The organism is Ensifer sp. ENS08, assembly GCF_014852195.1.
In the GTDB taxonomy this organism is placed as follows: Bacteria; Pseudomonadota; Alphaproteobacteria; order Rhizobiales; family Rhizobiaceae; genus Ensifer; species Ensifer adhaerens.
Genome location: NZ_JACVBF010000017.1, coordinates 75,394 through 98,095, shown reverse-complemented (window position 1 = coordinate 98,095; position 22,702 = coordinate 75,394). Strand labels below are relative to the sequence as shown.

The window sequence follows — 22,702 nt, the reverse complement described above, 5'->3', positions numbered from 1 at the left end:
CCTCCCTTAGTTGGTGTAGTTGGATGCGAGCGCCCAATCGCGCTGGGCCTTGACGACCTCGTCACGCAAGCTTTCCCAGACGCGGCCCCGATAGGCATTGAAGGCCGCGCTGTTGCGGATATCGAGGTCGCGCGGGCGCGGCAGGTCAATCTCGACGATTTCCTTGACGCTCGCCGGGCGCGCGGTCATCACGACCACGCGGTCGGCGAGGTAGATCGCCTCGTCGATCGAATGGGTGACAAAGACGACGGTCGTCTTGATCTGTTCCCAAATGCGCAACAGTTCGCTTTGCAGGATGTCGCGCGTCTGGGCGTCAAGCGCCGCGAAGGGCTCGTCCATCAGCAGCACCTGCGGATCGGTGGAGAGCGCCCGGGCGATTGCCACGCGCTGCTGCATGCCGCCGGAAAGCTGCGAGGGGAAGCGGTCTTCGAAGCCCTTGAGGCCGAAGAGATGCAGGAAATGACGTGCCTTCTCGCGACGCTCCGCCGCCGGCACACCACGCACCTCCAGGGCATATTCGATGTTCTGCAGCGCTGTTCGCCAGGGAAAAAGCGCATATTGCTGGAAGACATAGGCGGTGCGGGCATGCGGTTTGGAGACCTCGATGCCGTCGATGCGGGCGACGCCCGAGGTCGCTTCGGTCAATCCGGCAATGACATCGAGCAGCACCGACTTGCCGCTGCCGGACGGCCCGACCAGCGTGATGAATTCGCCGCGTTTGATGGTCAGGTCGACGCCATCCAGCACTGCAATGCGGCTGGAGGCGACGCCGTCCACCGTTACGGTCTGGCCCTGTTTGAGCGTAAAGGTCTTGCGCAGCGCGCTGACAGCTATGCGTTCCATGGTCGAACTCCCTTCAAACCTGCGCCACGCGGATGTGACGGGTCGGATCATCTTGCGCGCCGCCGGCGCGGCCGCGGTTCCACCCGAGCGAGCGGGCGTAGGCGCCAAAAAGGTCGCGTTCCAGCACCTCGGCCTCCGCGATGCCTGTTGGTCCGTGCGCCGCCTCGGCGACATAGAGCGCATCCGTCGGACAATAGATTTCGCAGAGAAAACAGGTTTGGCAGTCGTCTTGCCGGGCAATGATCGGCAGACCCGTTTCGTCGCGATCGAAGACGAAGGCGGGACAGATCCGTTCGCAGATATCGCAGCGGATGCAGCGGTCGACGGAGATAACCTCGATCATCGCTCAGCCCTCCCGAACCGTCTCGAAAGCGAGGTCTTCACGCACGGCGCTCACCTGATCGAGCCCGGAGACGACGATGCGGCTCGCCTGCCCGTCGTCCTCGGTCGGAAAGTCACTCCGGCGGTGCACGCCCCGGCTTTCCGTGCGCAAGAGCGCAGCCGCGACCGTCCAGCGGGCGCTCGCCGTAACCGACGCCACCTCTCGTGCGCGAAGTCGGTCGATGCCGACCGCGGGCTTTGCCTGGTTGAGGCCGGCCCACACGCCTTCCAGAATGCGGTGACTTGTCTCCAGGGCGCTGGCCTTGCGCCAATAACTCCTGTCGAGCGGCACGATCTCCTCGTGCACCGCGCGGGCGGCGGCCGCGAGATTGACGTCTTCACGTTCGCCGGCGCCGCGCAAACCCGTCGCGCCGAGCGGCCGCAAGCGCGCGGCATCACGGGACTTTCTGCTGCTCGCATGCCGGGCGGCGCCGTGACCGGCCCACCAGCCGCTGGCAATCGCCCAGGAGGCATTGATGGCGCCGCCACCGGAAACCCCACCCGTCACGTTTTCGCGGCTCGCCGCGTCGCCGGCGGCGTAAAGCCCGGTAATGCCGGTGCCACAGTCGGACGAGACGATGCGGATACCGCCGGTGCCGCGCACGGTGCCCTCGTATTTGAGGTCGACCCGGAACAGGTGCTCGAAGGGATTGATCCCCATCCGGTCGTAAGGCTGAAAACAGTTCGGCTGGCCACGACGCAGCCAGTCCTGCATCGCGGGTTCGGCAAGATCGAGCCGGGCATAGACCGGGCCGGACAGCAGGGCCTCGGCCACTTGCCGCTCGCCGCCGCCGATACCGTTCGTCACCGGCTCACCGCGGGCGTCGCGCAGCACCTCGCCGTTCTCTCGGTAGAAGGTCGCCCAGCGAAAAGGCAAACCCTTGTTCAGCGAGGAACCGTTCGGGGCGAGCGTGTATTTGCCGGTGAATTCCATGCCGGAAAGGGACGCGCCGGCCTCTGCGGCGAAGAGATAGCCATCACCGGTGAGCCCCGTGCCACCGAGGATGCGTTCGAAGAAGGCGCAGCCGCCGGTGGCAAGCACGACGGCACCGGCCGATGCGGAGAAGCTTGCGCCATTGCGGCGAGAAAGCCCCGCTGCCCCGCCGACATGATGATCGTCGCCAAGCAGTTCCAGGATAGGATGGTGGTCAAGGATCGTGACACCGGCCTTTTGCACACGCTGGCGCATGAAGCGCATGTAGTCAGGACCGCGCAGGTTGGCGATATAGAGGTTGCCATCCTCTTCGCTCGGAAAGGGATAGCCCCATTCGACGAGCTTCAGGAGGTTTTCGTAGGCGCGGTCAGCCGCGCGCAACATCCAGCGACGATCGGCAAGGCCGGCAGTGCGCTTGAAACGTTGCTCGACCGAGGCTGCGCGCCCTTCTCCCGGCGGCACACACCACGTTCCCGTGTTGGACGGAGCCGTGGCACCGCTCGTGCCGTGATAACCCTTGTCAGCCAAGACGACGCGCGCGCCGGTCTCGGCAGCGGAAAGCGCCGCCCAGGCGGCGGCGGGGCCCCCACCGACAACCAGCACGTCCGTTTCGATGTGGCGCCCGTCTTCGGTGGGCTGTTCCTTGCGACGCGATGCCATGATGTCCCGGTGTAGAAAAGGAAGCGTTGGCCGGCTGTACGGCCGGCCGTTTCACGATTGCGGATCAGGCTGCGGTGGAGAACCAGGACGGTTCGTTGCCAGCCGACCACTTGATGTTGCAGCCGATCGAGGGCACCTGGCCGGCGCCGACAGCTTCGCCCTTCAGGACCGCGTCGACCGCAGCGCGCAGATCCGCGCCCGTCACATCCTTGCCGTTGCCGGGCCGGGCTTCGTCGAACTGGCCGTGATAGGCAAGCTTGCGATCTCGGTCATAGAGAAAGAAGTCCGGAGTGCAGGCCGCACCAAAGGCCTTGGCGACACTTTGCGACGCGTCCTTCAGATAGGGGAAGCCATAGCCGTGAGTCTTTGCCTCTACACCAATCCGCTCCAGCGTTTCTTCCGGATGCGTCTTGGCGTCGTTGCTGTTGATCGCGACGACGGCAAGCCCCTGCGTGGCATAGTCGCGCGCAAATTTCGCCAGTTCCTCGCGGATCAACACCACGAAGGGGCAGCGGTTGGAGATGAAGGCGACGAGCAGCGCCGGGCTGTCCTTGAACTCGGCCAACGTGAACAGGTTGCCATCGGCATCGGGCAACGTGAAGTCCGCCGCGCGGGTTCCAAGTGTAATGGGATTGGATTCGGTTTTGGGCATGGTATCCTCCTGGCAAGCCAACAGAAATATTACCTCATAAAACACATAGATTTTATAGATATCAATTTTCTCCGGATTGCAGGCCGCGGAGATAATCTTGCTGTGCAAGGACACAAGGCTCGGATTCTCGTTTCGGAGCGGCGGTCTTTTGGCAGCGCGCGCGTCGGTCGATCTCGCGAAGTTCTACGGCGCATGAGCGGACAACAATCGCTCCAGGCGCGAACCACGCCCCCGGCCAGGCTCATCTCGCAAAACGAGCAGACGCGTGGCGACTTTCACAGGGGGGAGCGTGCGGCGCCCCAGGAAGGCCTCCTGACTCTGGCGCTTCAAACATCTATTCGACGAAAATCTTCCACGTCCAGTTCCGAAACCGCGATTATTTTTCTTCTTAATTGGTAGATTTTCTATAATTTAAGGGCGATCTACGCTGTGGAAGGAGAGCGATGTGAGCCTCGACGTCCGCGTGACCGCCAATCAGGATGCACGCCCGAAACACGCCCCCTCGGTTGATCTGCCGGCCCCGGCCATTCTTCCCGGCGATCAGGCCCTTTTCTTGAGTGAAGGTATCGGCGGGCTCGACGAAGGAGCGCATTTTCTCGATGCCCTCGCCCCCGACGAATGGACGAGGCTGAGAGCGCAGGGCCGCCAGCTTTCGTTTCGAACGGGTGAAGCAATCTTCAACCAGGGCGACGGGCACGGCGGTATCTTCATCATCGAAGCCGGCGACGTCAGGGTCTTTTACACCGCACCGTCGGGGCGCGAGATCACATTGGCCTACTGGACGAAGGGCCATTTTATCGGCGGCCCGGAAATGACGGGCGGCGGGGTGCACATCTGGTCGGGAGAAGCTCTTAGCGACTGTCGTATCCTCTTCCTTCCCGCGCCAGCGCTGAAGAAGCTGGTCGTCGAGATGCCAAATTTCGCGCTCTGTCTCCTGCAGGGGCTGGCCGCCAAGGGACGGTGCTATTCGGCTATGGCGCAGATGCTGGGCACCCGCTCCGTCATCGAACGCCTTGCCCAGTTCCTGATCAATCTCGGCGATCTGCACGGGGTGCGGGACGGGCGAGCCATCATCATCAACGCGAAGGTCACCCATGACCAGATCGCAGCCATGGTCGGTTCGACCCGCCAATGGGTGACGATGATGATGAAGCGGTTCCAGAAGGACGGACTTCTATCCGTGTCGCCGCGCCACATTCGCATCGAGCGCCCGCATGCCTTGATGGAGATGGTGTCGAAGCGCGGCGCGTGAGATTGCGCTTCGATCGCAATCAAGCAATCCGGGTCAGCGCCCAGCGCACCGTTTTTCGCACATCCGGATCCGTGTCGGAGGCATGGGCCACCAGCGGCTCGCGCGCCGATGGATCGGCAATCTCGCCGAGCGCTGCCGCGGCCTCCTTGCGGAGCGACGGCAGGTCGCTCGCAAGCTGCGCCGCTATATCGGCCACGGCCGATTGCGCCTTCAGGCTCCCGAGCGCGCTAAGACACTTCTGGCGGACCTGCCAGTAGTCGTCCGCCAATCCCGCAACGAGACCGCCGACGGCAAATGCCTGGCCGATCCTCCCGAGCGATTGCGCCGCGACCGCCCTCACCTGCCAGACATCGTCCCGTAGCGCCGCAGCAACTGCGGTGGCCGCTGCGACCTGTTTTGTGAACGACAAGGCGTTGACCGCCTCCGCACGGACAGAAGCGTCGGCGTCGCGCGTGGCTGCGATCAATGATGGCAGCGTTTCTTCGAGCTTGAGATAGGCGATCACTCCCAGCGCCTCGGCCCGCACCTGAGCGCTTTCGTCCGACATTGCTTTAAGTGCGGGACCAAGCGCTGCGCGTGAGCGCAGTCCCTTCATTCCGCGAAAACCGGACGCGCGCACAAAAGGGTCCGGATGTGTAGGCAACGAAAGGAGCGCGGGAACCGCAGACGGATCCTTCAACTCGGCAAGCCTGTCCGCCGCAGCAGAACCCACCGATCTATCCAGATCAATCAGGAGTTTCGCCAGCCCGCTGGCGGCATCGATCGTGTCGAAATCGCCGAGTGCCATCGCCACCTGAAGGCGCACGGTCGCATCGTTGTCTCCAACCATCGCCAGCAGATGCAGGAGACTGTCCGGCATCGCCGTCTCGGCAAGATCGATGACGGCGAGGCGGCGAACGGCGGGATCCGCATCAGCGAGACGGCCGACAATTTCATCGGCATTGCCGAAATCCTCGAATGGATCGAACGTCGCCATGTCAGCGCAACAGGTAGGGGATGTTGACGGTAACGGCGCCCGTCGGGCAATCCGTCTCACACGGCATGCAATACCAGCATTCGTCGAACTTCATGTAGGCCTTGCCGGTGAGGTCGCTGATACGCAACACATCGAGCGGGCAAACCTCGACGCAGACGGTGCAGCCCTTGTCGGCGATGCATTTCGCTTCGTCGACGACGACGGGAACTGTGGTGGGGGAAAGTGCAAGCGGCATGGCTCTCCTCGATCAGGCTTGGTTCGAAACGCGCAGACGCTCGTAGGCCGTCCGCTCTTCGGTCTCGATAGGAACGATGTAGGGCTCAATGGCGCGCTTCTCGGAGCTCATGCGGCCATTCACCTTGCGAAGCAGCGTGTGGCAGAACCAGTTCTCGTCGTCCTTTTCGGGATAATCGATCCGGTTGTGATAAAGGCCCCAGCGGCTTTCTGTCCGATAGAGCGATGCATGGGCGGCCATGTCCGCGCAATCGAGGATGGACGACACCTCCAATGACCGCATCAGCTCATGCGCGTTGCGCGCGACGAGGGCTGTCTCAAGGTCGTCCCTGGCCTCGGCCAATCGTTGCTGGCCGATCTGCATCCGAGCCGTCACCTTGGGCGGCTGCAGGTAGTCGTTGACGAGGCGCCGCACCTTGTATTCGAGCTGGTTGGGGGGAATTCCGTCGTCACGACGCGTCGGCGCCAGAACGCGCTCGCGCTCGAGCCGCACGAAGTCGGGATCGTAGTCCGGAAGGTCGGCTTCCAATGCCACCTCTGCCGCATGCTCTCCAGCCACCGCCCCGTTTGTGAAGGCTCCGAGCATGTAGTTGTGCGGCACGCTTGCCATGTCGCCGGCAGCATAAAGGCCAGGCACGGTCGTGCGCGCATATTCGTCGACGAAGACGCCTGATGCGCTGTGGCCGGAGCAGAAACCGATCTCGGAAATGTGCATCTCGATCATCTTGTCGCGATAGTCGGTGCCCCGCGCCGCATGAAACCGCCCACGGGAGGGGCGCTCGACCCGATGCAGGATGTCTTCGATCTCACCGACCGTGTCGGGATGGAGATGGTTGAGCTTCAGGAAGACAGGGCCTTTTCCCGATTGCAGCTCATTGTAAAACTCCTGCATCATCTGCCCGGACCAATAGTCACTTTCGATGAACCGCTTGCCCTCGCTGTTGGCGGTGTAGGCGCCGAACGGACCGGCGACGTAAGCGCAGGCGGGACCGTTATAGTCCTTGATCAGCGGATTGATCTGGTAGCATTCGAGGTTCGCGAGCGCCGCCCCGGCATGATAGGCCATGGCATAGCCATCCCCGGAGTTCGTGGGATTCTCGTAGGTGCCGAACAGATAGCCCGAATGCGGCAGGCCGAGCCTACCGGCCGCTCCCATGCACAGGATCACCGCCTTGGCCCGAAGCACGAGAAATTCCGCCGTGCGGGTGTTGACGGCGACGGCACCGGCGATGCGATCATCCTTCGCCGTCAGCAACCGGGTGGCCATGAAGCGGTTGGAAATCAGGATGCGCTCGCGTTTCAGCTGGCGATAGAGCGCCTTCTTGACCGTTTCGCCATTCGGCATCGGCAACACATAAGTGCCGAGGTGATGGACCTTCTTCAGGTCGTAGTCGCCGTTGGCATTCCTCTGGAAGCGGATGCCGAAGCGATCCAGTTCCTGGATGATGTCGTAGCAGCGTGATGCGTAGTTGAAGACCGGCGCCTGATCGACGATGCCATCGTTGGCGATCGTGATTTCCTTCGTGTACTGCTCCGGTGTCGCATAGCCCGGCACGACGGCGTTGTTCAGCCCGTCCATGCCCATCGAGATTGCGCCGGATCGTTTCATGTTGGCTTTTTCCAGCAACACGACGTTCAGCGCAGGGTTCTTCTGCTTCGCCTTCAAGGCCGCCATCGGACCGGCGGTTCCGCCGCCGATCACCAGGACATCGCAGGCAACTTCCGACAGGCCGTCAATAAAATCGTCCATGCTTCTTCCTCAAAACGTAGAGTCGGCGATCGCGCGCAGGTAGGGCCAGGGGTAGATGCCGCGATCATGGCCGTCGGAAAAAACCAGCCGGATCGCGTAGGTGCCGATTGGCTCTGCACCGCTGAGGGTGACGGCATCATAGGAACCAGCGCGCCCTTCGATATCCGCGCGCACCTGGCTGGCAGCGCGGCTGCGCGCCCGCAGCACGGTCGCCGGAATATGAGAAACCGCCCCATCGTCCCACGTGACAGCGAGACTGCTGCGTGCAGCATTGACCTTGAGACTGATAGCGATCATGGGCGCTCCTTGATGGTTCGACCATTTTAGGAAGGTGGGGCCCCGGCACACGCAATAAATTGCCTTGGCATTTCGATAGGGACACTGTCGCAGCCGAACGAGGTCCCACGAACGCGCGCCAACGCCCGTAAGGCCGGGCGACGAAGCGCACGTCCGCACCCGGCGCCCACGATCGTGGCCGCAAACCCCAACGCTCGCCGGCAGTCAAATCGAACGCTACACGGCCTCAAGTATCTGACGCTGCAAATCGACCGCACGGGGGTCAGCCAGCTCCCGCCGCGGACGCTCGAGATCGATGTCGATATCGAGCGCGATTGCCCCTTCCCGCAGCACCACCACACGGTCGGCAAGCGCCACCGCCTCTGCGACGTCGTGGGTGATCAGCACGGTGGTAAAACCTCGACCCGTCCAGATCCCCTCGAGCAGGCGATGCATTTCAATGCGCGTCAGCGCATCGAGCGCGCCGAAAGGTTCGTCGAGCAACAGGATCTGCGGCGCACTGACGAGGGCGCGGGCGAGAGCCACGCGCTGACGCTGGCCGCCGGAAAGTACACTCGGCCAATCGTTTTCACGTCCCCCCAACCCCACGTCCGCGAGCGCTCGACGGGCAGTTTCTTGCCAGTTCTGGCCGCGGGCGATGCCGACGTTTTCGATGACCCGCTGCCAGGGAACAAGGCGCGCCTCCTGGAAAAGCAGGCGCACGGACGCAAGGGTGCGGTCAACCTTTTGTCCGGCGATACTGACGCGGCCCGCTGTTGCCGCATCAAGACCGGCGATCAGCCGCAACAAGGTTGATTTGCCGCCACCCGACCTTCCGACGACGGCAAGAAACTGGCCCGCGGGAACTTCCAGGTTGAAACTGTCGAGGACGTTGAGCTGGCCGAAAGACTTTTCGACCCGCGACAGCGAAATCGGGAGACCGCCGTCGCTTTCCCTCACATGGGCCTGCAGGGCACTCATTGTCGGCCCCCCTGCTTCAACTGATAGGCCGGATGCCATACGAGAACGCGCTTCTCAATCGAACGGGTCACAACATCAGCGAATTTTCCGAGAAGCGCATAGACGATAATGCCGAGCAGGACGACGTCCGTCTGCAGGAACTCCCGCGCGTTCATCGTCATGTATCCAATGCCGTTCGTCGATGAAATCGTTTCAGCGACGATCAGCGTCAGCCACATGAAACCGAGAGCATAGCGCAGGCCGACCAGGATGGAGGGCAGCGCGCCGGGAAGAATGATGCGGCGGATCAGCGCCCTGCGGTCGAGCCCGTAGACGGACGCCATTTCAACGATCTGAGGGTCGATGGTTCGCACGCCATAGAAGGTGTTGATGTAGATCGGGAAAAAGACGCCGATCGAAACCAGAAAGATCTTGGCGGTTTCATCGATACCGAACCAGAGGATCACGAGCGGGATCAAGGCAAGATGCGGGATGTTGCGCACCATCTGGACGGTGCTGTCGAGGAGGGTTTCGGCCGGTTTCCACAGACCGGTAACGACGCCGGCGACGAAGCCGAGCCCGCCGCCGATCGCAAGGCCTATGAAGGCCCGACGGGTGGAGGCGAGCGTATGGAAAAGAAGCGAGCCATCAAGCAACGACCGCCAGAAGGCCGCAGCAATCGTCGTCGGCGCCGGCATGAGGCGGGCGGTGACGAGACCCGTGCGCGCCGCAATTTCCCAAACGACGAGAAGCGCAAGCGGAAGAGCCCATGGAGCCAGCCCGCTCCACAGGTTCTTCAGATTGGGCCTGCGGGCTTCGCCGGTAGCAATACCGGCTACCGACACGTCCACCATCAGGCACCGCCTTTGCGCACGACGTCCGCGATCGAGATCTTGTTCGGGATCAGGCCGAGTTCGAAGAAGGTATCGGCGATCGTCTGTTGCTGTTTGACGATGCCCTCATCGAGAGCCTTCACGCCGTACGGTTGTCGCTGCAGCGCGACGGCCAGCACGTCCGCGGGAATGCCAACGGAAGGCGAAAGTTCGGCGGCCGCGGCGGCCGGATTGGCCTTCGCCCATTCGTCGATCTCTGCAACGGCCTCGATCACCGTATCGACGGCCTCGGGATGGCCGTCCACGAATGGCTTTGCGCCCAGGTAGAACTGGTGGTTGGGTACGATCCCTTCGCCGTTTCGAAGTTCGCGTGCCTCGATCGCGAGCTCGGCTGCAGCCTGGAACGGGTCCCAGATCACCCAGGCATCGACGGCGCCCTGTTCAAAGGCAGCGCGGGCGTCGGCGGGCGGAAGGAAGGAGGTCTTGATGTCGCTATAGTTGAGACCAGCCTCCTCCAGCGCCTTCACCAGGAGGAAGTGCACGTTCGAACCCTTGTTAAGGGCGACGGTCTTACCCTTGAGATCCGAAACCTTCTGGATGGGGCTACCCTTCGGCACGAGGATCGCCTCGCCGCGCGGCGCCGGCGGTTCATGGGCGATATAGACCAGCGGCGCGCCGGCCGCCTGCGCGAAGATCGGCGGCGTTTCTCCCGTCGTACCGAAATCGACTGCGCCGACATTCAAGGCTTCGAGAAGTTGCGGGCCCGCCGGGAATTCTGCCCATGTGACCGTGTAGCCGATCTTCTCCAGCTTCTTCTCCAGAAGACCCTTTCCCTTGAGCAGCACAAGCGTGCCGTATTTCTGGTAGCCAATGCGGATCACTTTGTCGGAGGCTGCTGCGGGAGCGACCTCAAGAAGCGGCACCGTAAACAGGGCCGCAAGCGCTATCGAGAAAAGGCGTCTGGAAATCATAATGACGTTCTCCTGTGCGAATGGTGTATATTAGCACATATAATCGATAGATTTCACCTTGATTCTAGAGCGCCCTTTCCAAGCTTACCGCCGCCCGTAGTTTTTTCTCCTCACGCCTGGGACTTTGCGACGATAGAGCTTCCAACCATCGGCTCAGTTGAGCGCCGAAGCGACCGTCAGCAAGCCGACCAGACCGCAGGCCCTGCCAGACAGGTGTGTGCAGTCAAAACACCCTTCCTTCCCTCAGATGCGTGGTCGTGCCGTTCAGCAGGTAGTCGCCCAGCACACGCGACTTATGCAGGAGCGGGTTGTGGTTGAGAACGGTGCGGATGTTGCGCCAGTGCCGATCGAAGTTGTTGCCGCGCGAAGTCGCCGAGCCACCGCCGAGCTCGAACATGCGCTCAGCGCTTCGCAATCCGAGCTGGCCAAGAACAAGCTGCACTCGCGCTGTCGTCAGCGCGCTCTCGATCAAGGCGTCCTCGATCTCGGCATCGTTGCTACCGCCCAAGGCGGCAACCGTCCGGTCGAGCGCAACCGCGGCGGCGGCAACCGCCGTGTCGATCGCGAAGGAATTGGCGGCGATTTCGCCGATCACCTGCTGCACGAACGGATCCTGATTGGCCGTTTCGGCGCTGCTGTGGGCGGCAGATCGCGCTTGGCTGCGAACATAGGCAAGGCCGTCCGAAAGGACGTTGCGCACCGCGCCGGCAGCACTTGCCGCCAGATGCAACTGGCGCAGCGTCGAGCAGTGGCGACCGACGAGATTGTCGAGGGCGCGCCGGGCCAATTCGTGCGGAAACACCTCGACATTGTCGAGGATGACGCCGCCGCTGGCGGTCAGGCGCTGCCCCATGCCATCCCAATCGTCAAGAATGGTAATGCCCTGCCGGTCGACCGGCAGGAGAACACCAACGGCCTGCCCCTCCTCGTCCAGCGCGCTGAACGAAGCGAAGTCGGCAAAGGCTGTTCCCGTGGCATACCATTTGCGGCCGTTGAGCCTGTAGGTGTCGCCCTTTCTGGCGATCGTCGTCGTCACCTGGCCGGGGCGAGCCGTGCCTTGCTCGGTATGGGCGCCGCCAAAAAGCTTGCCGCCCAGAATAAGCTCGACCGCACCGGCATCCCGCTCACGAGGCTCGCTGAGGATAACGTTTTCGACATAGTTGAAATGGGACCGGAGCGCGTGGGCGACGTTGGAATCGGCAGCACCGATCGCCGCGATCATCTCGATGTAATCGGCAACAGAACCGCCCGGCCCGCCGAGCGCCGCCGGGATGCGCAGGGTTCCAAGTTCCAGCTCGCGGAAAAGCTTGAAGGCTTCGAAGGGAAGTTGACGCTGCAGGTCTCGTTCGGACGCGCCCTTGGCGACTTCGGCCACGAAGCCGGGAATGCGCGCGAGAAGCTGCGCGCGTGTTGGGCGGGAAACAGTCAGCACCTTGGTTATCGTCACACGTCAACTCCGACACTGAAGAAAAAGAGAGTGCAGCCAGGGTCCGCTCCGGCTGCACTCGCGCCTTCGACGACTACGTCGTCGAGATCATTTACGATTGCCCGTCGAGATAGATGCCTGCCCCATTGCTCCAGAGATGCTCGACGCCGAGCTTCAGGTTCTTTACCCGCTTGTCGTAGACGGTGATGACAGCCGGGGTGACGATGTCGAGCGTCGGCAGATCCTGAACCACCAGTTTCTGGAACTCGTTGAAGAGCTGCAGGCGCTTCTTCGGATCGATCTCGACGGCGGCCGTTTCGAGCAGTCGATCGACGTCCGGGTTCGAATACTTGGAGCCGTTGGTGAAGGGCACGCCCGGCTTGAAGTTCTTCGACCAGTAGAGCCGCTGAACACCGACGGTCGGGTCGTAGAGGTTACTCATGCCTTCAATGGCGATATCGAAGTCGCGATCGGTGAAGACGCGCTTGACGAAAGTCGCAAAGTCCTGGGTTCGCAGCTCTACCTTGATGCCCACTTTGGCAAGGGCCTGGGCGATGTATTCCGCGGTCTGCTTGGGAGGACCGGAAGGCTGGGTCGGATCGATGAACAGCTTGAAGCGGAAACCGTCGGCGCCCCGCGCATAACCTGCCTCGTCGAGGAGCTTTTCGGCCTTGGCCGGGTCGAACTCATATTTGGGAAGGTCCGGAGTGTAGAACTTCGCGAGATCCGGGCTGACAGGCCCGTCGAGCCGCGTTGCATAGCCGAGGTAGACGGTATTGACGATGAAGTCCTTGTCGACCGCGTGCGCGATCGCATGGCGCACCTTGATGTCGGCAAGATACTTGTTTTCGAGATTGAACTCGGCGCGGGCGATGCTCGGCGAATAGGGTGCCGGATCGGTATCGACGACGAGGTTCGGGTTGGCCTTCAGCCGGTCGATGTCGGTGAGCGGCAGGTTGGCCGTCGAGACCTGCACCTCGCCGGTCTCGATCGCAGCGACGGCTGCCGCCGGATCGATGATGAAGCGGAAGATGATCTGATCAAGGTAGGGCTTGGGCGAACCCCAATAGTCCTCGTTGCGCACGAAAAGCGCATGGCTTCCGCGCACCCATTCGACGAACTTGTAGGGGCCGGTGCCGACAGGCGCGACGTTGTGCGGGTTTTCCGCAATCTTTGTGCCTTCATAGAGGTGCTTCGGGACGATTGGCGCCTCGAAGCTTGCAAAGGCGGTCAAAAGGTAAGGAGCCGGCTTGGCAAGGATCAATTCGACCTCATGCGAATTGAGAATATTGGCCTCCTTCACATGGGCAAAGGTCGCCCGACCACGTGGGTGGTTTTCCTTAAGCGCCAGGATCGAAAAGGCGACGTCTTCGGCCGTGAAATCCTTGCCGTCGTGCCAACGGACACCCTGGCGCAGCTTGAACCAGTAGCGCAGGCCGTCTTCGCTGACCGTCCACTCGGTGGCGAGCAGCGGCTGAGGATTGAAGTCCTTGTCATAGGTGAGCAGGCTCTCGGTCGCCTTGCCGCTGATGTAGTAGGCAGCGCCGGCGCTATGGGCGATAAGGACGAGAACTGGCGGTTCGGTGCCGATGTTGATCGATACGCTGCCGCCGCGCGGCGGCTCGTCTGCCGCGAGCGAGGGCACCGGCAGCATTGGAACGGCAATCGCGCTCGCCAGCGCAACGGAGGAAAGGAGGAACGCGCGCCGCGTCGGCTTGAAAGTCCCGTTGTGTCTTGCTGTCATCTGAGTATCCCCTAGCAGGCGAAGCACAGGCAACGCCGATTTCTCCAGCACCCCTGTCAGGGTGTTAGCCAGACTTTATAAAATCTACTATATTTATCGAGATAGTGTAATTCTAAAGTCCAGGGCTTTTCTGAAAAAAGCTACTCAGGCCGAAGCCTTTGCCGGACCGGCGATGTGCACGCAGACAGGATGAGTGTCTGTAAAAGCCGCCTTGGTGGAGGAAAAGTTCCCGAAGGGCCCATCGCACGACAATCCATCCCAAGATCGGCGGGCAAAAAGCAATCGACAAAATACATATGATAAATAGATTATTGCGATCTGCGCGCCCAGCATTCTGAAGGAGTTCTCCATGCGTCCCGAATTCATCGGCCATACGTCCAACAGGGAAGGGTCCGACATCGTGCCGGCCTCCGGTCCGGTCATCGACAAGACCTATATTCGCAATCACGTGCAGGCCGCGGAGGCCGCCGGCATCGATCGTCTGCTGATCGGCCAGTTCGCGCAATGGCCCGACAACAACCAGATCGCCGCCTATGTCTTCAGCCAGACCGACCGGATCGGGGCGCTGCTTGCCCACCGGCCCGGCCTGATGGCCCCGACACTCGGCGCGCGCCAGCTTGCCACCCTCGATCAGTTCTCCGAGGGCCGCTTGTGGGTGCATATCATCACCGGCGGATCCGACACGGACCAGGCTCGCGACGGCGACTTCGAGGATCACGACACCCGCTATGCCCGCACCGACGAGTATCTGCAGGTGCTGAGGAAAGTCTGGGAGAGCGATCAGCCCTTCGATCACGAGGGGCGCTTCTACAGGTTCAAGGGCGCCTATAGCCAGGTAAAGCCGTTCCAGAAGCCCCGTATCCCGATTTCCTTCGGCGGTTCGTCCGATGCGGCGATCGCCGTTGCCGGTAAGCACGCCGATATCTATGCGCTCTGGGGCGAACCGCTCGACGGCGCACGGGAAACCATCGGCAAGGTACGCACAGCGGCGATTGCCAATGGTCGCGCGGCAGACGATATCCGCTTCACCCTCGCCTTTCGCACCGTCGTGGCTGAGACCGAAGACGCCGCCTGGGCAAAGGCGGCCGATATCCTCGAGAAGGTCAAGTCACAGGTCGCGCGCTCGGCCGGCGGCAACGGCGAGAAGCTGCCATCTAACGTCGGTTCTGTTCGCCTGCGGCAGGCCGCCAGCCGCGGCAAGGTGCTGGACAAGCGGCTCTGGACCGAAGTCGCAGAAGCGAGTGGCGCCGGCGGAAATTCGACAGCTCTTGTCGGGACACCCGAACAGGTCGCCGACGCCATCCTCGACTATTACGACGCGGGCGTTTCCAACTTCCTCGTTCGTGGCTTCTACCCGACAGAAGATACCGTCACCTATGGGCGTGATGTCGTGCCGCTGGTCAAAGCTGGCATTGCTGAACGCCAAGCGAGAAAGGTTGCCGCCGAATGACCGCTCCGCTCGATATCGTCGACATCCATGCCCATCTCTGGCCGCCAGCCTGGCGTCCCGGAGGCAAATACGATAAGCCCGCTGGCGCATTTTCGCCGGAGATACATCGAAAGATCACGACGCCTCAGGCGCTGGTCGACGAACTTGAACAAGGCGGCGTGTCGCTCGCTGTGGTCACGGCGACGATCGAAAGCCTCTTCGGATTGGAGGCAAGCATACCGCTTGAAGCCGTCCGGGAGGCCAACGACTGGCTTGCGACGCTTTCGCGCGAGCATTCTACCCTCACCGGATTTGCCGTCGTCGATGCCTTTGCCGGCGACGAAGCGGCCCGCGAAGCCGAGCGGGCAATCGTCGAGCTCGGTCTTTCAGGACTGGTGATTGACAGTTCACGCGCCAGCAAGTTCATCGCCGATCCCGCCGTCCGCCCCACGCTCGAAGTTGCGGCGCGCCACAGGGTTCCGGTTTTCGTGCATCCCGTTGCCCACCCGGACGCCGGCGTTCTGATCGACGGCGCCGGCAATCTCGGCAACTCGCTCGGGCGTGGATTGATGAACGGCGTCGCCTTCCTGTCGGTCATCCAGTCTCCGCTACTCGAGGAACTGCCAGACCTGCATCTGGTCTTTGCAACGCTCGGTCTGGGCGCAATTGTCCAGGCGGCACGCGCCGGCATCTATGCTCGCTCTGCCAGGGAAGCGGAGCGACGGCCCAATATCTACTTCGAAACAATGGGACAGGATCCGGACATCGTACGCACGCTGACAGGCTTTTTCGGCGCAGACCGCGTGCTTGCCGGCACGGACTGGCCAATTCTTCCTGCGCTCGATGCGGACGCGTTGCGGCAGAGCTTGGAGCAAGCGGGACTAAGCGATCAGGAGGCACGTCTCGTTGCTGGCGGCAACGCCCGGCGCCTTCTCGGCCTCAGGCACCAGCAGGCCGTAGCTGCGGAATAGTCACGCGCAAAACGAAGCCCCGGATCGATGATCCGGGGCTCTTTGCAACAGGATGGCACTGGTCGGGAGGTACCCAGCCAGGACCCTCTCAAGCGACGCGCTGCGAGCGGGCGAGCGGGATGATCTCGGCTTCGCCCGCGCCGGACCGCGGCTCGCGGCCTTCGAGCGGGTGGCCCGGATCCGTGAAGCCCGGTGTCGACGGATGACCGGGCGCGACCAGGCGATCAACCAGCGCCTCGTCTTCCGCATCGAGCTTGACGTCCAGCGCGCGGATATAGCCATCCCAATGCTCTTCCGTGCGGGGCCCTGCGATGGTCGAGGTGATCAGCCGGTTGTTCAGCACCCAGGCGAGCGCGAAATCGGCGGCAGCAATTCCCTTGGCCTTCGCGTGTGCGGCAATCTCCTTGGCGATCGCCACCGATTCTTCGCGAAACTCCACGTCATGCATGCGCTTGTCGCCGCGTCCGGCGCGGGTATCGGCAGCTGGCGCTTCGCCGGGATTGTACTTGCCCGTCAGAACGCCGCGGGCGAGCGGGCTGTAGGACACAGCACCCAGTCCATAGGCTGCAGCCGCCGGCAGCTGCTCGGCCTCGGCGGTGCGGTTGACGATGTTATAGAGTGGCTGGCTTGCGATCGGCCGATCGATGCCGAGCTGGTCGGCGAGATGGGCGACTTCCGCAATGCGCCATCCCCGGAAGTTTGAGACCCCGAAATAGCGCAGCTTGCCGGCCTTGATCAGGTCGGCGATCGCCCGCACCGGCTCTTCGAGCGGCGCATCGAAGACGGCGCGATGAAAGTAGAGGATGTCGATGTAGTCCGTGCCGAGATTGCGCAGCGAGTTTTCGACAGTCTGATAGACCCATTTGCGCGAATAGCCCCCGAGGTTCGGCCCCTTCGCACGCGAATTGACGAACTTCGTTGCCACCACCCAATGGTCGCGGTTGGCCTTGATGCCGCGCCCGACCACCTCTTCCGACTTGCCGTCGTGGTAGACGTCGGCCGTGTCGATGAAGTTGATGCCCTGCTCGCGCGCCTTGTCGATGATGCGGAAAGCAACGTCGTCAGGCGTCTGGTTGCCGAACATCATGGATCCGAGCGTCAGCGGCGACACTTTGAGGGCGCTGCGCCCAAGATAGCGATACTCAACCATTCAAGTTCTCCATTTCAGTTGATCTGGTCCGCGACATGACAGGCCACCTGATGGCCCGGTTTGATGGCGCGGAATTCGGGTTCGGTGACGCGGCAGAGGTCCGTCGCCAGCGGGCAGCGGGTGTGGAACCGACAGCCCGACGGAATGTCGCTCGGGCTCGGCAGATCGCCGCCAAGGGGAGCCGCCTGCCGCGGCCGCGAGGGATCGGGAACCGCAGCCATCAAAGCGCGCGTGTAGGGATGGCGCGGGTCCGACCAGAGCGTCTCATTGTCGGCGCTTTCCACGATCCGGCCGAGATACATGACCAGAACCCGGTCGCAGAAATAACGCACCACAGACAGGTCATGGCTGATGAAGAGATAGGAAAGACCGAACTCCTTCTTCATCTCCACCAAAAGGTTCAGGATCTGCGCCTGGATCGACAGGTCGAGCGCCGATACGGGCTCGTCGCAAACGATCAGGTCCGGGTTGAGCAGCAGTGCGCGGGCAATGCCGATCCTTTGCCGCTGGCCGCCCGAGAATTCGTGCGGATAGCGATTGATGGCATCGGCGGGCAGCCCGACCTTGGAGATGATGCCGGCAACGGTGTCACGCCGCTGCGCTCGGCTGCCGGCCCTGTGCACGATCAGAGGCGCCTCCAGGATTTCACCGATCGTGTGGCGCGGATTGAGCGACGCGAAGGGATCCTGAAAGATCATCTGGATCGACTTAGCACGTTCCTGAGCCGACCCTGGTCAAGTCTCGTGATGTCTTCGCCCTTGAATTCGATCCGCCCCTCGGTCGGATCGACCAGGCGCAAAAGCGTCTTGCCAAGCGTCGACTTGCCACAGCCGCTTTCGCCGACAAGCCCGACGGTTTCACCGCGCTCGACCACGAGATCGACGCCATCGACGGAGCGCAAGAGGCCGTCGCGCGTCTTGTAGTGTGTCTTCAGATCAGAGGCTGAGATGAGCGGCATCGGGCACGGCCTTGAGGGACGAAGTGAACGGGCAGGCAACGAGCCTCTCCGGCGTCTGAGCAATCAGCGGCGGCACCTGATGGCCGCAGCTCGCACGCGCCTGGCGACAGCGCGGCCTGAAGGGACAGCCGGCCTCGCCGGCCGCCGAGACGATCGACCCGGGGATCTCCGTCAAGCGGCCGCTCAGATAGTGAAGGTCGTTCTTTAGCCGTGGCGAGGCCGAAAGCAGCCCGCGCGTATAGGGATGCAGCGGATCGTTGAATAGATCTCCGGGCAAGGCCTGCTCGACCTTGCGGCCGGCATACATGACGACGACCTTGTCGGCCCATTGCGCGACGACGCCGAGGTCGTGGGTGATCAACACCACAGCCATCTGAAGCTCGCGCCTGAGCGTGTCGAGCAGGTCGAGCACCTGCGCCTGGATCGTCACGTCGAGCGCCGTCGTCGGTTCGTCGGCGATCAGCAACTTTGGCCGGCACGCAACCGCCATGGCAATCATCACCCGCTGGCGCATGCCGCCCGACAGCTGATGCGGATAATCGTCGACCCGCTTTTCGGCGGCAGGAATACGCACGAGCTTCAAAAGTTCGATCGCGCGTTCCCGCGCCGCTCGACCTGAAAGCTTCTCGTGCACCTTCAGCACTTCGCCGATCTGCCGGCCGATCGACATGACCGGATTGAGGCTCGTCATCGGCTCCTGAAAGATCATGGCGATGTCGCGCCCACGCAGCTGCCGCATCTCGCGCGCATCGAGCCCCAGAAGATCGCGGTCGTCAAAGACGATGCGGCCGCTGGTCACCCGTGCTGCGCGCGGCAGCAACTGCATCAGCGCGAGCGCGGTCAACGATTTGCCCGAACCGGACTCGCCGACGATCGCCAGCGTCTCCCCCGCCCCCACCTCGAACGAGAGATTTCTGACTGGCTCGGCACGCGGAAAGCCGATGGTGAGGTCTTCGACCTGGAGCAGCGGCGCCATCGTCAACGATCCCCAGTGAAGCGGGGGTTAAGGGCATCGTTCAGCCCGTCGCCGATGAGATTGAGCGCAAGCACCGTAAAGACGATGGCGAGGCCCGGAAGGGCCGTCAGGTACCAGGCGGTCCGGACCAGTTCGCGACCGGTACCGATCATCGAGCCCCAGCTCACGACATTGGGGTCGCCGAGACCCATGAAGGAAAGTGCGGATTCCATCAGGATTGCGGTGGCGACCATGACCGATGACGTCACGATGATCGGTGGCAGCGCGTTGGGCAGGATCTCGCGGAAGATGATCCGTCCATGGCCAAAGCCGAGACTGCGGGCGGCCATGACGAAATCCTTCTCTCGGATCGCACGAAACTCGGCCCTGGTCAGCCTTGCCACCGTCGGCCAGGAAATGACGGCGATCGCAAGCGTCACCGTTGATGCCGAGGACTGGACGATCGCGACCAGAACGACGAGCAGCACGAAGCTCGGCAAGGTCTGGAAGATCTCGATCAGCCGCACCAGGAGATCGTCGATCCAGCCGCCGAAGTAACCGGCGATCGCGCCGACGATCACGCCGAAGGTGAGACCGAGCGCTGTTGCCATCAGCCCCACGAACAGGGAAATGCGCGAGCCATGCAGGATGCCAGCGAGCACGTCGCGGCCGAGCGCGTCCGTGCCGAGCGGGAAAGCCGGATCCTGGCCCGGCCACAGGAACGGTTTTCCGACCATCGACAGCGGGTCGTCGGGATAAAGCACTGGAGCCAGCAGCGCGACGGCGATCACAAGCGCAAGGAAGGCCGTTCCGAACAGGGCATTGGGGTTGGCCAGAAAGACCTTGAGGGCCCTTCGCCCATTGGTAATGGCGACCGCAGTGCTCTGCTGGGAGCGCGCATCGGGCGCCTTTACGTTGGACCAGGACGGGCGCTCCGGCGCGGTAGCCTGCTCGCTCGTGGCAGGAGCGGCATAGGCGCCGCCCGTAACCGCTGGGAAAGCTCCGAAGTCGGTGGCGGACATCAGCGCGCTCCAATTCGAGGGTCGAGCCAGGCGTGGACAAGGTCCACCGTGGCATTGGCAATGATGACGAGAAGTGAGGACAGAAGCAGGATGCCGAGGAGCACGGTGAAATCCCGGCCCATGACCGCCTCGAAAGCGAGCCTGCCAAGGCCCGGCCAGCTGTAGACGGTTTCCACCACCACGGCGCCGCCGAGCATGCCGCCGATGTGCATGCCGGCCATGGTCGTGATCGGGATCAGCGCGTTTCGCAAGATATGCCTCGCGGTGACGCCATAAGGCGTCAGCCCCTTGGCATAGGCGGTGCGGACAAAGTCCTGGTTTTTGACTTCGAGCATGGCGGCGCGCGTCAGCCGCGCATAGATCGCGACGTAGAAAAGCGCGAGCGACGTTGCCGGGAGCACCATGTAGCGGGCCTTGTCGAAGAGCGCCGGGAACCCTTTCAGCTGGGACCCGATCGTGCCTGCACCGCCGGTCGGCAACCAGCCGAGCTTGACCGAGAAGAGCACGATCAGCATCAGGCCGATCCAGAAACTCGGGATCGAATAGAAGAGCAGCGAGAAGATCGACAAAAGCCGATCGGGGATCCGCCCCGCAAACGTCGCCATCAGCGATCCGAGGATGACACCGAGGACGATCGCGATGACGAGTGCCACCGCCATCAGCGTCAATGTTCCGGGCAGGCGCTGCGCAATCAGGTCGGCGACCGGCATGCCGTAGCGCGGGGAAAATCCAAGGCTGAATTGCGCGAGGTTGCCGAGATAGGTGGCCAATTGCTCGAGCACCGGACTATCCAGGCCGAAGCGGGCTCTCAGTGCCGCAACGCTTTCTTCGGTCGCCGAACCCGCCTCGCCGGCAAGCACATCGGCCGCGTCGCCGGGAGCCAGCTGCAAAAGGAAAAAGTTCAGGATCACAATTCCAAGGATCGTTGGAACTGCCTGCAGAAGCGTTCGTCGAAGCGTTCGCGCAATTCTGATCAGCACCGGCATCGATGTCGCCTCTCCGTTTGGCTGTCCGCCAACAGCGAACCTTCACCTCGGCCTGACCTTGTCGCCGCGGATGATTTTTATAGTTGACTAATTACATAGGCTTTGTCAAATCTGTTTTAGTAATTTCACCCTGAGAGTGACCATTAGCAGGAACGTCATTCCTACAATATGTCGTGAACGGCGCCAGTCTGGGAAATCTAATCCGAAATCAGTACAGCTAATAGCAATGACCGACTAGGAAGAGCCACTCCAACGAAAAACGCTTCCCGGCACACCCCATCGAAGACAGCGGAGAACCTCGTGACAAAAAATGCCATCTCGCAAATCTGGTACACGCGCTGCCCTGTCCCGACACCCGTGGGGCTCGCCACCCAGCTCGGCCTGCTCGACAAGGCGTTTGCCACGGAGGGCATTACGCTCAACTCGATCATCGACAGCAAGGACCGCTCCGTCCGATCCAGCCACTTCGATCACCATCTCGATTATTCGTTTCGCCATGGCGGCAACGTCCCGCCGATCCGCGCCCGCTCGGAAGGCAACCCGACGCGGCTCGTCGGCATCACCTGGACCGACGAATTCCAGGCCATCATCACGTTGCCCGAGACCGGGATCAAAACGACGCGCGATCTTGTCGGCCGGCGCTTCGGCATTGCGCGCCGACCACCCGGTATCGTCGACTTCATGGCAGCTACGGCGCTGAAGGGCCTGGTTTCCGCTCTGTCTCTCGAAGGGCTCACGCCCTCCGATGTCGAGATCGTCGATATCCCGCTTTCCGAAAGCGTTCTTGATGGCAGGGAGGGCCCGCAGCTCTACGGCCTCAGAAACCGGCAGGCCTACGGGCCGGAAGCGGCCGCACTGCTGCGCGGTGAGGTGGACGCGATTTATGTCAAAGGCACGCCCGGTATTGCCGTCGCCAATCTCTTTGCGGCTCACACGGTCGCGGAATTCGGTTTCCACCCGGACCCGAAGATCCGCATCAATTCCGGCTCCCCTCGGGTGCTGACCGTCGACGAAAGGCTCGCTGAAGATCGCCCCGATCTCGTCGCCAAGCTGATCGCGACCTTGAAACAGGCCGGCTCATGGGCCGAAGAGCACCCCGACGAGGTGCGTCGCTTTGTTGCCCGCGAAGTCGGCGCCTCAGAAGAGGTCGTGGCTGCGGCTAACGGTCCGGATCTCCACAAACATCTCGGCATCGGCCTCGAACCGGAACTCGTCGCGGCGATCGGACACTACAAGGACTTCCTGCATGAATGGGGGTTCCTCGCGAGCAACTTCGACATCGACCAATGGGTGGACCAGCGCCCCTGGGCGGAACTCGACGCCCGCGCTGTCGCCTGAA

The 22,702-nt window shown here is 62.4% G+C and carries 21 protein-coding genes and 1 pseudogene; 4 read left to right on the top strand and 18 right to left on the bottom strand.

Annotated elements, in window-relative coordinates:
• Positions 1-6: 6 nt before the first annotated feature.
• The 4 genes from IB272_RS27665 to IB272_RS27650 form a co-directional block, all read right to left on the bottom strand.
• The gene (locus IB272_RS27665; protein ID WP_060604870.1) at positions 7-843 is read right to left on the bottom strand and encodes an ABC transporter ATP-binding protein; all 837 of its coding nucleotides are present in this window, start codon (positions 841-843) and stop codon (positions 7-9) included.
• A 13-nt stretch (positions 844-856) separates the two neighbouring features.
• On the bottom strand, positions 857-1,186 hold the full coding sequence (locus IB272_RS27660) for a ferredoxin family protein (protein ID WP_034791661.1): 330 nt from the start codon (positions 1,184-1,186) through the stop codon (positions 857-859).
• 3 nt (positions 1,187-1,189) lie between these two features.
• Positions 1,190-2,818, bottom strand: coding sequence for an FAD-binding protein (locus IB272_RS27655; protein WP_192445488.1), 1,629 nt, complete (start codon positions 2,816-2,818; stop codon positions 1,190-1,192).
• 64 nt (positions 2,819-2,882) lie between these two features.
• Positions 2,883-3,470 (bottom strand): thioredoxin family protein, encoded by a 588-nt coding sequence (locus IB272_RS27650; RefSeq protein ID WP_034791617.1) that lies wholly within the window; start codon positions 3,468-3,470, stop codon positions 2,883-2,885.
• A gap of 511 nt (positions 3,471-3,981) precedes the next feature.
• Between IB272_RS27650 and IB272_RS27645 the strand changes: the two genes are divergently transcribed.
• Entirely contained in the window at positions 3,982-4,722 is a 741-nt protein-coding gene (locus IB272_RS27645; protein WP_176960362.1) for a Crp/Fnr family transcriptional regulator, read from the top strand.
• A gap of 19 nt (positions 4,723-4,741) precedes the next feature.
• On the opposite strand, the gene IB272_RS27640 is transcribed toward IB272_RS27645, so the two are convergent.
• The 9 genes from IB272_RS27640 to IB272_RS27600 form a co-directional block, all read right to left on the bottom strand.
• On the bottom strand, positions 4,742-5,698 hold the full coding sequence (locus tag IB272_RS27640) for a HEAT repeat domain-containing protein (RefSeq protein WP_192445487.1): 957 nt from the start codon (positions 5,696-5,698) through the stop codon (positions 4,742-4,744).
• Between the two features lies 1 nt (position 5,699).
• Complete coding sequence (locus IB272_RS27635; protein WP_034791614.1) at positions 5,700-5,933, bottom strand: ferredoxin family protein; 234 nt, start codon at positions 5,931-5,933, stop codon at positions 5,700-5,702.
• A 12-nt stretch (positions 5,934-5,945) separates the two neighbouring features.
• On the bottom strand, positions 5,946-7,682 hold the full coding sequence (locus IB272_RS27630; RefSeq protein WP_192445486.1) for a fumarate reductase/succinate dehydrogenase flavoprotein subunit: 1,737 nt from the start codon (positions 7,680-7,682) through the stop codon (positions 5,946-5,948).
• A gap of 9 nt (positions 7,683-7,691) precedes the next feature.
• On the bottom strand, positions 7,692-7,979 hold the full coding sequence (locus IB272_RS27625) for a DUF971 domain-containing protein (protein ID WP_034791608.1): 288 nt from the start codon (positions 7,977-7,979) through the stop codon (positions 7,692-7,694).
• A 216-nt stretch (positions 7,980-8,195) separates the two neighbouring features.
• Positions 8,196-8,939: an ATP-binding cassette domain-containing protein gene (locus tag IB272_RS27620; RefSeq protein ID WP_034791872.1), complete on the bottom strand. Its 744-nt coding sequence runs from the start codon at positions 8,937-8,939 to the stop codon at positions 8,196-8,198.
• Positions 8,936-9,772: an ABC transporter permease subunit gene (locus IB272_RS27615; protein WP_051659223.1), complete on the bottom strand. Its 837-nt coding sequence runs from the start codon at positions 9,770-9,772 to the stop codon at positions 8,936-8,938. The genes IB272_RS27620 and IB272_RS27615 overlap by 4 nt, the downstream gene beginning before the upstream one ends.
• Complete coding sequence (locus IB272_RS27610; protein ID WP_192445503.1) at positions 9,772-10,725, bottom strand: sulfonate ABC transporter substrate-binding protein; 954 nt, start codon at positions 10,723-10,725, stop codon at positions 9,772-9,774. Before IB272_RS27610 ends, IB272_RS27615 begins: the two co-directional genes overlap by 1 nt.
• Positions 10,726-10,945: 220 nt before the next feature.
• Entirely contained in the window at positions 10,946-12,169 is a 1,224-nt protein-coding gene (locus IB272_RS27605; RefSeq protein WP_192445485.1) for an acyl-CoA dehydrogenase family protein, read from the bottom strand.
• A gap of 91 nt (positions 12,170-12,260) precedes the next feature.
• Positions 12,261-13,892, bottom strand: a complete 1,632-nt coding sequence (locus IB272_RS27600) for an ABC transporter substrate-binding protein (RefSeq protein ID WP_034791602.1) — start codon at positions 13,890-13,892, stop codon at positions 12,261-12,263.
• 349 nt (positions 13,893-14,241) lie between these two features.
• Between IB272_RS27600 and IB272_RS27595 the strand changes: the two genes are divergently transcribed.
• Positions 14,242-15,342 carry an LLM class flavin-dependent oxidoreductase gene (locus IB272_RS27595; protein ID WP_034791588.1) on the top strand — a complete coding sequence of 367 codons (1,101 nt, stop codon included), beginning with the start codon at positions 14,242-14,244 and terminating at the stop codon, positions 15,340-15,342.
• A complete protein-coding gene (locus IB272_RS27590) occupies positions 15,339-16,292 on the top strand; it encodes an amidohydrolase family protein (protein WP_192445484.1) in 954 nt (317 codons plus the stop codon). Before IB272_RS27595 ends, IB272_RS27590 begins: the two co-directional genes overlap by 4 nt.
• Positions 16,293-16,380: 88 nt before the next feature.
• Here IB272_RS27590 and IB272_RS27585 read toward each other — a convergent pair whose 3' ends face one another.
• The 5 genes and pseudogenes from IB272_RS27585 to IB272_RS27565 form a co-directional block, all read right to left on the bottom strand.
• Complete coding sequence (locus IB272_RS27585) at positions 16,381-17,442, bottom strand: aldo/keto reductase (RefSeq protein WP_034791585.1); 1,062 nt, start codon at positions 17,440-17,442, stop codon at positions 16,381-16,383.
• Between the two features lie 14 nt (positions 17,443-17,456).
• Positions 17,457-18,400, bottom strand: a pseudogene (locus tag IB272_RS27580) (oligopeptide/dipeptide ABC transporter ATP-binding protein).
• Entirely contained in the window at positions 18,378-19,376 is a 999-nt protein-coding gene (locus IB272_RS27575) for an ABC transporter ATP-binding protein (RefSeq protein ID WP_060521254.1), read from the bottom strand. The pseudogene IB272_RS27580 and the gene IB272_RS27575 overlap by 23 nt, the downstream one beginning before the upstream one ends.
• Before the next feature lie 2 nt (positions 19,377-19,378).
• Positions 19,379-20,377 (bottom strand): ABC transporter permease, encoded by a 999-nt coding sequence (locus tag IB272_RS27570; RefSeq protein ID WP_192445483.1) that lies wholly within the window; start codon positions 20,375-20,377, stop codon positions 19,379-19,381.
• A complete protein-coding gene (locus tag IB272_RS27565) occupies positions 20,377-21,363 on the bottom strand; it encodes an ABC transporter permease (RefSeq protein WP_034791577.1) in 987 nt (328 codons plus the stop codon). Before IB272_RS27565 ends, IB272_RS27570 begins: the two co-directional genes overlap by 1 nt.
• A gap of 300 nt (positions 21,364-21,663) precedes the next feature.
• Here IB272_RS27565 and IB272_RS27560 point away from each other — a divergent pair, with 300 nt between their 5' ends.
• A complete protein-coding gene (locus tag IB272_RS27560) occupies positions 21,664-22,701 on the top strand; it encodes an ABC transporter substrate-binding protein (RefSeq protein WP_089045361.1) in 1,038 nt (345 codons plus the stop codon).
• Position 22,702 lies beyond the last annotated feature (1 nt).